Raw genomic sequence first — 7,417 nt, forward strand, 5'->3', positions numbered from 1 at the left:
TGCCGCCCTCGTAGCGGTACGAGGTCTCCTTGGGCTGGCCCTCGACCTCGGAGCCGTTCGCCGCGCGCTCGTCGCGGATCAGGATCTCGAGGCCGGGCACCAGGAAGGCGGTCTGGCGCGCGCGGGTCTCGAGCTCAGCGAGCTGGAACGCGGCATCCTTCGTGAAGATCTGGTGGTCGGCCCAATAGCGGATGCGGGTGCCGCTGGTTCCTCGCGGAGCCTTGCCGACCACACGCAGCTCGCTCTTGTCGCGGAACGGGGTGAAGACCGCGTCCGGTCGCTTCTCGCCGCTGTCGGAGAACAGACCCGGTTCGCCTCGGTGGAACGACATCGCGTAGGTCTTGCCGCCTCGATCGACCTCGACGTCGAGGCGTTCCGAGAGGGCGTTGACGACGGATGCGCCGACGCCGTGCAGACCGCCCGAGGCCGCGTACGAGCCGCCGCCGAACTTGCCGCCGGCGTGGAGCTTCGTGAAGACGACCTCGACACCGGTCAGGCCGGTGCGCGGCTCGACATCGACCGGGATGCCGCGACCGCGGTCGTGCACCTCGACGCTGCCGTCTTCATGCAGGATGATGTCGATCTTCGAGCCGTTGCCCGCGACGGCCTCGTCGACGGCGTTGTCGATGATCTCCCAGAGGCAGTGCATCAGGCCGGGCGATCCGTTCGAGCCGATGTACATACCTGGGCGCTTGCGGACGGCCTCGAGCCCTTCGAGCACCTGGAGATGATGGGCGGAATACTCGGCGGTCACAATCTCCGAGTCTATTCTCGGTGCGCCCGCACGGGCCGCCGACACTCCCCACAGAGCACCACTGCGACTGCTGCGCGTACGCGCTGAGCGAAACACGCCGCGAACCGGGCATGCAGGCCCCCGCACCGTGGTTGTATTGAACACGCCTAACAAGCGAACCCGACACTCAAGGAGGCACCGAGATGAACGCAACGACCGAACGTGAGACCTCCGCCGTCGAGTTCCGCCTGACCGCAATGGATCGCTGTGATTCGTGTGGCGCTCAGGCCTACATCGCGGCCGAGGTCAACGGCTCCGAACTGCTCTTCTGCGCTCACCACGGACGCAAGTACGAAGAGAAGCTCCGCAGCATCGCAACGAGCTGGCACGATGAGACCGCTCGTCTGATCGACTGATCCACTCGGTTCGATCTGCCTCGGAGCCCGTCACGATGACGGGCTCCGCTTTCGTTAACGGACGACGATTCGCCGCACGCGGGATGTGAGCCGGGTGAGGATCTCTTCGCCCACCGTGTCGATGCGCTCTGCGAGCGTGGTCGCGCTCGATTCGCCGTGCTCCCCCGCCCCGAAGATCCAGACGGGATCGCCGATCTGCATCCCCGGCCACCCCGCGACGGTCGACGTCGTGACATCGATCCGTGTCAGCTCGCGCCGTCCTGCCGGTGTGCCGNNCCCGCCGTGTCGACGACGGTCGCGACGAGCTCTGCCACCGGAACGATGCCGTCGAGCTCGGGACCGTCCGCCGACCGGATGCCGTAGCAGAACGCACCGATGCGCGACACCGAGCCGCGCAGTTCCGGACGCCACCACGAGGCCGCCGAGGCGGTCAGATGCACCGCCTCAGGCGTGGCTCCCGTCTTCTCTACGATGCGGACGGCGTCGAGGAAGGCGCGCTGGGCCTCATCGTCTTCCGGGTCGCTCGCCTCTGCCAGATGGCTCCACACGCCGACGAGCTCGAGATGTCCGGCGGCTTCATGGCGGCGGACCTCGTCGATCGTCCGCTCCCACTCCTCGGGCAGCAGCCCGTTGCGGTGCAGACCGGTGTCGATCTTGAGATGGATCCGGGCGCGAACGCCCCGCTCCCGTGCGCCCGCGACGATCCGCGCCAGATACTCGCGCGATCCGACCCCCAGGTCTATCCGCCCGTGCAGCGCATCGTCGATCTCCGGGTCCGGCGACGTCACCCACGCGAAGATGCGCCCCTGCTCCCCCAGCAGTCGCCGCGCCTCGACCCCGCTGGCGACGTCATAGGTCCCGAACCACTCGACACCGGCCTCCCTGGCCGTCTCCACAGCCCAGCCGAGTCCGTGCCCGTAGGCGTCGTCCTTGAAGACCACCATCAGCGACGACGGCGCGATGCGATCGCGGACCGCCCGGACGTTCGACACGAATCGATCGGTCCGGATGCGCAGTTCCGGGCGACTCATGCCTCCCACCCCCGCTCCGCATGTGCCCCGGCGACGGTGATGAGCTCGCCGACAGTGAGGCCCGTCACCGCACTCCACCGGGCGAGTCCCGCACCCGCGGGACCCGATCCGCCGAAGTAGGTGGCCTCCGCGCCGGGTGCGATGTGCGCGGCGCCCTGCAGGTCGATCACGCAGACGTCCATCGCGACGCGCCCCACGATCGGTCGCTGCACGCCGTCGATCTCGACGTGGGCCCGATTGCCGAGTGCGCGCACGATGCCCTGCGCATAGCCTCCCGTGACGAGAGCGGCGACGGTGTCGTGAGTCGCCCGATGGGTGTATCCGTACGAGACCGCGTCTCCGGCCTTCAACGGCTTGCTCGACAGCACACGGCCGGCGAATCGCATCACCGGACGCGTCCGCAGGGTGCCGTCTGCGCCCGGAAGGCCGTAGAGCAGCGCCGCGTCGATGTCGGGCTCGGCGTCGATGACCGCCTCGATCCCCTCCAGGCGCAGTGTCTCGACTTCTTCGGCATGATCCACCCGTACCGCGGCCGCTCCTGCCGCGACCACGGCGTGGGCGACGGCGAGCACACCGTGCCCCCAGGCATCCCGGCGGAGATCGGCCATCCTGCCGCCCCCATCCACAGCCCCAGCGGAGGCCGCGGCCAGAGCGGACCGGGAGATCATCGCGCGCGGGCGGGAACTGGAAGTCTTCTCACACACGTCTCCAGCCTAGCTCCGCCTTCTCAGGATGCCCCGCGCGCCCGCCCTAGACTGGATACGACCCCGAACTTGGAGACCCATGTCACGCTTTTCCCCCGTGCCCCGCGTCCGCTACCTGCTGGCGCGTGCTCGCCGCATCGACGTCGCCTCGGTGATCGAGAGGGCGAAGGAGGCCTCCGCCCAACACGGCAAGGCCGTGCCGCTCGTGGTGGTCGACATGCTGTGGTCGGCGGGTCGGCACAACGTCGGCTTCCAGGACTACATCGACTACGACTTCGCGATCCTGAACCGAGCCGAGCGCGACACGTTCATGACCCACCCCGTGTCGAACGAGATCTCGCAGAAGTACGACCACCCCGACTACCGCCACCTCTTCCACGACAAGGCCGAGTTCAACGCCGTCTTCGACGCGTTCCTCAAGCGCGAGTGGATGCTCATCACCGAGGGCAATGCCGACGACCTGCGCGCCTTCACAGAGCGTCAGGGCACGATCGTCGTCAAGGAGACGCACGGGCAGGCCGGCACCGGGGTGCACCGGTACCACGCCGCCGACGTGACCGACTGGAATGCCTTCCACACGGAGCTGCTGGCGAAGAAGCAGGTTCTCGTCGAAGAGGTCATCCGTCAGCATGCCGACCTCGCCGCCGTGTGTCCCGGCACCGTGAACACGACACGCATCACCGCGTTCTTCGACGGCGAGAAGACCCACATCCTCGCCATGGCGCAGAAGTTCGGGCGCGGAGCGGTGAGCGACCAGATGAGCTTCGGCGGTTTCTACACGATGCTCGATGAGAACGGCCACTCCGTCGGCTCGGGCTACGATTCGCACGGCCACGTGCACGTGACCCACCCCGATTCGGGCTTCCCGATCGCCGACTTCCAGCTGCCGATGATGGACGAGGTCCGGGAGTTCGTCGACCAGGTGGCCCGCGTCGTGCCCCAGGTGCAGTACGTCGGCTGGGACGTCGTGGTCACCCCCGAGGGGCCCGTCCTGGTCGAGGGCAACTGGGGAGCCGGCGTGTACGAGAACAAGCCGAGCGTCACGGGTATCCGCACCGGCCACAAGCCTCGCTACCAGGCCGCGATCGGGTTCTGACCCGACGCAGGCACGAAGAAGGCCCGGATGCTGAGCATCCGGGCCTTCTTTCTTTCTGTCAGTGCGACTCGCGAAGATCAGACCTCGCGGACGATTCCCATCGGCGTCGACTGCGTCGCCTGTCCGAGCGGATTGTCGCCCAGGATCTGGACGAGCCGGCGCTCACCCGCCTTGTCGAGAGTCGAGCCGAGGATGTTGCCGCCGATGTCGTTGATGTCGACGACCGCGACCTCGAGGTTGCCGCCCAGCATCTTCTGCAGACGGACGGCGACCTCACGCGGATTCTTCGGGCCGAGAACGACCGCCTGGTTGTACGGCGGGATGGTGTTCTTCGTCGGACCGTCGATCGCGCGGGCCTTGTCTCCCGCGATGCGGTAGAAGTCGCCACGCCGGCCGAACGCCTTGGTGATCACCGAGACGCCGGCGGCGAAGAGGATCCGCAGCGTTCCGCACTCGCGGAGCGCCATCTCCATCGTCTCGGGCATTCCGAGTCCGATGCCGTACGACGTGCGAACGACGTATCGCGAGAGGAAGCGCGCGAGCGGGCGCGGAGTGATCTCGTCGAGTCGGTAGGAGCGGCCCTGCGTGATCGCGACGATCTTCTCGGTCACGAACAGCAGGTCGCCCGGCTGCACCGAATCCTTCGCGTACTCGGCGACCACGGCGTCGAGGTCGTCGTTCGGCATGACGACGCGTGTTCGCAGGGGAATCCGCGCATAGCTCTTGCCGTCGACGCTCGCCTCGAGCGCCTTGCCCTCGTTCGCCTGCATCACTCGAGGTAGTCCCGCAGCGACTGCGAGCGGCTCGGGTGGCGCAGCTTCGCCATCGTCTTCGACTCGATCTGACGGATGCGCTCGCGCGTCACCCCGAACGTGTCGCCGATCTGGTCGAGCGTCTTGGGCTGGCCGTCACCGAGGCCGAATCGCATCCGGATCACACCGGCCTCACGCTCGGAGAGCGAGTCGAGCAGCTGCTCGAGCTGACGCTGCAGCATCGTGAAGCCGACCGCGTCCGCGGGGACGACAGCCTCGGTGTCCTCGATGAGGTCACCGAACTCGCTGTCGCCGTCCTCGCCGAGAGGCGTGTGCAGCGAGATGGGCTCGCGGCCGTACTTCTGGACCTCGACGACCTTCTCGGGCGTCATGTCCAGCTCGCGGCTGAGCTCCTCCGGGGTGGGCTCGCGGCCCAGGTCCTGCAGCATCTGACGCTGCACGCGGGCCAGCTTGTTGATGACCTCGACCATGTGCACCGGGATGCGGATGGTGCGGGCCTGGTCGGCCATCGCGCGGGTGATCGCCTGACGGATCCACCAGGTGGCGTACGTCGAGAACTTGAAGCCCTTGGTGTAGTCGAACTTCTCGACCGCACGGATCAGACCGAGGTTTCCCTCCTGGATCAGATCCAGGAACTGCATTCCTCGGCCGGTGTAGCGCTTGGCGAGCGAGACGACGAGACGCAGGTTGGCGCCGAGCAGGTGGCTCTTGGCACGCTGGCCGTCACGGGCGACCCACTGCAGGTCGAGTCCGAGCTGACCGGCCTTCTCGGCGGCGGTCATCGTCGAGAGCTTCTCTTCGGCGAACAGACCGGCCTCGATGCGCATCGCGAGCTCGACCTCTTCGGCCGCGTTCAGCAGTGCGACCTTTCCGATCTGCTTCAGGTAGTCCTTGACGGGGTCGGCCGTCGCACCGGTGATCTGCGTCGAGTAGACCGGCACGTCTTCGTCGTCGTTCGACGAGATGACGATGGCGCCGGTGGGGAGGGGCTCCGTGAACTTCGGCTTGGAGTCCTCGTCGTCCTCGTCGGGCTCAGCGGCGGGAGGAGTCTCGTCGTCTTCGACGATGTCATCGGCCTTCTTCTTCTTCGCGGGCGCACGCTTGGCAGCGGCCCGCTGCGCAGCGGTCTTGGGAACCGGCTTCTCAGCGGCCTCCTCGACCGGGGCGTCGACCTCGGGGGCGTCGGCGGTCTTCTTCGTCGTCCGGGTCTTCTTCGTCGTGGCAGGAGTCACGTTTCGCCTTTCACGGGGCCGCTCGCAGGCCCCGGAGCATTTCGGACACTAGTAAGACCCTTGTCAAGGCAGAACTCCGGAAAGATCGATTGACAACGGGTCAGAGTCCAAGTACCGCACACGTGTGGGCATGCAGGTGCAATACGCCGAAGATCGCGCCCCGGCGTCAGCCGCGACCGGGCTTGTCCTCGTCGCCGCTCGGCCGCGACGCGAGATAGCGCTCGAGTTCGGCCGCGAGCTCGTCGGCGCTGGGAAGGTCGCGCTCGTTGAAGCCGCCTTCGTCGTACGAGCCGTCTTCGGGGTCGCGGCCTGCCATGTACGCGTCGTACCGCCGCTCGAGCCCCTGCACCATCTGCTGCAGCTCGTCGTTGCCGATCACCTGCTCATCGACTCGGGCGAGGTAGTCGGCGCGGCGCTCCTGGACCTCGTCGAGCAGGATGACCAGCCCCGTCGCGGCCATGAGCTTCTCGGCCGCCGCGATCACGGCCTCCGGGTTCTCGGTCTCGGCGAGGTAGTGCGGAACGAGCAGGACGAAGCCCACCACCCGGTCGCCGTGCTCGGCGAAGCGGAACTCGAGCAGATGCCCGGCTGTCGCGGGCACCTGGGTGCGCGGCCGCCAGACGGAATGAGCGACGGTGAGCTCGCGACGATTGCCGCTGACTGTCGTGCCGATCGGGCGCGTGTGAGGCACGGGCATCGCGATGGAATGCACCCAGTTCAGCCCCGACACCTCGAACTCGTCGGCGAGATCGAGCACCGTGCGGGCGAACTCGTTCCAGGCGAAGTCCGGCTCGTACCCGGCCAGCAGGAGGAACTTCTGGCCCAGGGCGTCGGTCGCGAGCGACAGCTCGAGCTTCGCCGGACGGAACTCGGTCAGGTGATCCTGGTCGAACGAGATCACCGGGCGACGGGCCCGGTAGTCCAGCAGCACATCATTGTCGAAAACGGCGATCGGCTGCGGAGAGGTCGTCTCGCGCAGGTGATCGATGAGTCCCGAGACAGCGCTGCCCGCGTCTGTGAAACCCGTCAGGAGCAGGACAAGGGGCAGCCCGCGCGGCACAGCCGGCGCGTTCGCTACACGTTCGTGGATCTCTCCGGAGAAGGGCATGACTCCATGCTACGAGCAGCATCAGACGGGCGGGCGGCGACCTTCAAGCTGAGAGCGAACACCTGTGCCGCGTCACCATGCGCGACCATCCCTAGGATGGAGTCATGACGCTTCCCGCGCTCTCGCGCACCTCAGATCAGTTCCCCGGAAGCGCTGCAGACGCCGCAGTGCTCGTCATCTCCGACATCTCGGACTCCGCAGAATCGTTGTCCGGCCACCCCGGACTCGCCGATTCCCTGCAGGGCATCGGCTTCACCGGATCAGCGTCCGCCTTCACCCGCGTGTACGCGCCGGAGGTGACGACGCTCCCGTTCGCGGTCGTCG

Annotated in this window: 9 protein-coding genes and 1 pseudogene; 3 read left to right on the forward strand and 7 right to left on the reverse strand. The window is 67.4% G+C overall.

Annotated features, from left to right (window positions below):
• The coding region (locus J7E68_RS05335; protein WP_311416391.1) for an ATP-binding protein at window positions 1-754 on the reverse strand (754 nt) is incomplete at its 3' end.
• Window positions 755-936: 182 nt separating this feature from the next.
• On the opposite strand from J7E68_RS05335, the gene J7E68_RS05340 reads away from it, so the two are divergent.
• A complete protein-coding gene (locus J7E68_RS05340; protein ID WP_042540282.1) occupies window positions 937-1,149 on the forward strand; it encodes a hypothetical protein in 213 nt (70 codons plus the stop codon).
• 54 nt (window positions 1,150-1,203) lie between these two features.
• Here J7E68_RS05340 and J7E68_RS19620 read toward each other — a convergent pair whose 3' ends face one another.
• The 3 genes from J7E68_RS19620 to J7E68_RS05350 all read right to left on the reverse strand — a co-directional run bounded on the left by J7E68_RS19620 (window position 1,204) and on the right by J7E68_RS05350 (window position 2,788).
• Window positions 1,204-1,350, reverse strand: coding sequence for an alanine racemase C-terminal domain-containing protein (locus J7E68_RS19620; RefSeq protein ID WP_251048671.1), 147 nt, complete (start codon window positions 1,348-1,350; stop codon window positions 1,204-1,206).
• Between the two features lie 44 nt (window positions 1,351-1,394).
• Window positions 1,395-2,180, reverse strand: coding sequence for an alanine racemase (locus J7E68_RS05345; RefSeq protein WP_251048672.1), 786 nt, complete (start codon window positions 2,178-2,180; stop codon window positions 1,395-1,397).
• Window positions 2,177-2,788 (reverse strand): alanine racemase C-terminal domain-containing protein, encoded by a 612-nt coding sequence (locus J7E68_RS05350; RefSeq protein WP_215170552.1) that lies wholly within the window; start codon window positions 2,786-2,788, stop codon window positions 2,177-2,179. Before J7E68_RS05350 ends, J7E68_RS05345 begins: the two co-directional genes overlap by 4 nt.
• A 175-nt stretch (window positions 2,789-2,963) precedes the next feature.
• On the opposite strand from J7E68_RS05350, the gene J7E68_RS05355 reads away from it, so the two are divergent.
• Window positions 2,964-3,980, forward strand: coding sequence for a sugar-transfer associated ATP-grasp domain-containing protein (locus J7E68_RS05355; protein ID WP_215170554.1), 1,017 nt, complete (start codon window positions 2,964-2,966; stop codon window positions 3,978-3,980).
• Window positions 3,981-4,057: 77 nt separating this feature from the next.
• Here the strand turns inward: J7E68_RS05355 and J7E68_RS05360 are convergent, their stop codons facing one another.
• The 3 genes from J7E68_RS05360 to J7E68_RS05370 form a co-directional block, all read right to left on the reverse strand.
• The gene (locus J7E68_RS05360) at window positions 4,058-4,750 is read right to left on the reverse strand and encodes a coenzyme F420-0:L-glutamate ligase (protein WP_215170556.1); all 693 of its coding nucleotides are present in this window, start codon (window positions 4,748-4,750) and stop codon (window positions 4,058-4,060) included.
• Window positions 4,750-5,985, reverse strand: a complete 1,236-nt coding sequence (locus J7E68_RS05365) for an RNA polymerase sigma factor (protein WP_056517175.1) — start codon at window positions 5,983-5,985, stop codon at window positions 4,750-4,752. The genes J7E68_RS05360 and J7E68_RS05365 overlap by 1 nt, the downstream gene beginning before the upstream one ends.
• A gap of 166 nt (window positions 5,986-6,151) precedes the next feature.
• Window positions 6,152-7,093 (reverse strand): PAC2 family protein, encoded by a 942-nt coding sequence (locus tag J7E68_RS05370; RefSeq protein WP_215170558.1) that lies wholly within the window; start codon window positions 7,091-7,093, stop codon window positions 6,152-6,154.
• A gap of 104 nt (window positions 7,094-7,197) precedes the next feature.
• Here J7E68_RS05370 and J7E68_RS05375 point away from each other — a divergent pair.
• Window positions 7,198-7,417 (forward strand): annotated as a pseudogene (locus J7E68_RS05375) (leucyl aminopeptidase); the annotation flags it as partial.

Origin of the sequence: Microbacterium sp. ISL-103 (genome assembly GCF_018613995.1) — a bacterium.
Lineage (GTDB): Bacteria > Actinomycetota > Actinomycetes > Actinomycetales > Microbacteriaceae > Microbacterium.

What these genes read in the sequence shown, in the direction of transcription:
- J7E68_RS05370 (WP_215170558.1), bottom strand. Translation starts at nt 7,093, where the DNA reads ATGCCCTTCTCCGGAGAGATCCACGAACGTGTAGCGAACGCGCCGGCT.
- J7E68_RS05360 (WP_215170556.1), bottom strand. Translation starts at nt 4,750, where the DNA reads ATGCAGGCGAACGAGGGCAAGGCGCTCGAGGCGAGCGTCGACGGCAAG.
- J7E68_RS05340 (WP_042540282.1), top strand. Translation starts at nt 937, where the DNA reads ATGAACGCAACGACCGAACGTGAGACCTCCGCCGTCGAGTTCCGCCTG.
- J7E68_RS05350 (WP_215170552.1), bottom strand. Translation starts at nt 2,788, where the DNA reads ATGGCCGATCTCCGCCGGGATGCCTGGGGGCACGGTGTGCTCGCCGTC.
- J7E68_RS19620 (WP_251048671.1), bottom strand. Translation starts at nt 1,350, where the DNA reads ATGCAGATCGGCGATCCCGTCTGGATCTTCGGGGCGGGGGAGCACGGC.
- J7E68_RS05355 (WP_215170554.1), top strand. Translation starts at nt 2,964, where the DNA reads ATGTCACGCTTTTCCCCCGTGCCCCGCGTCCGCTACCTGCTGGCGCGT.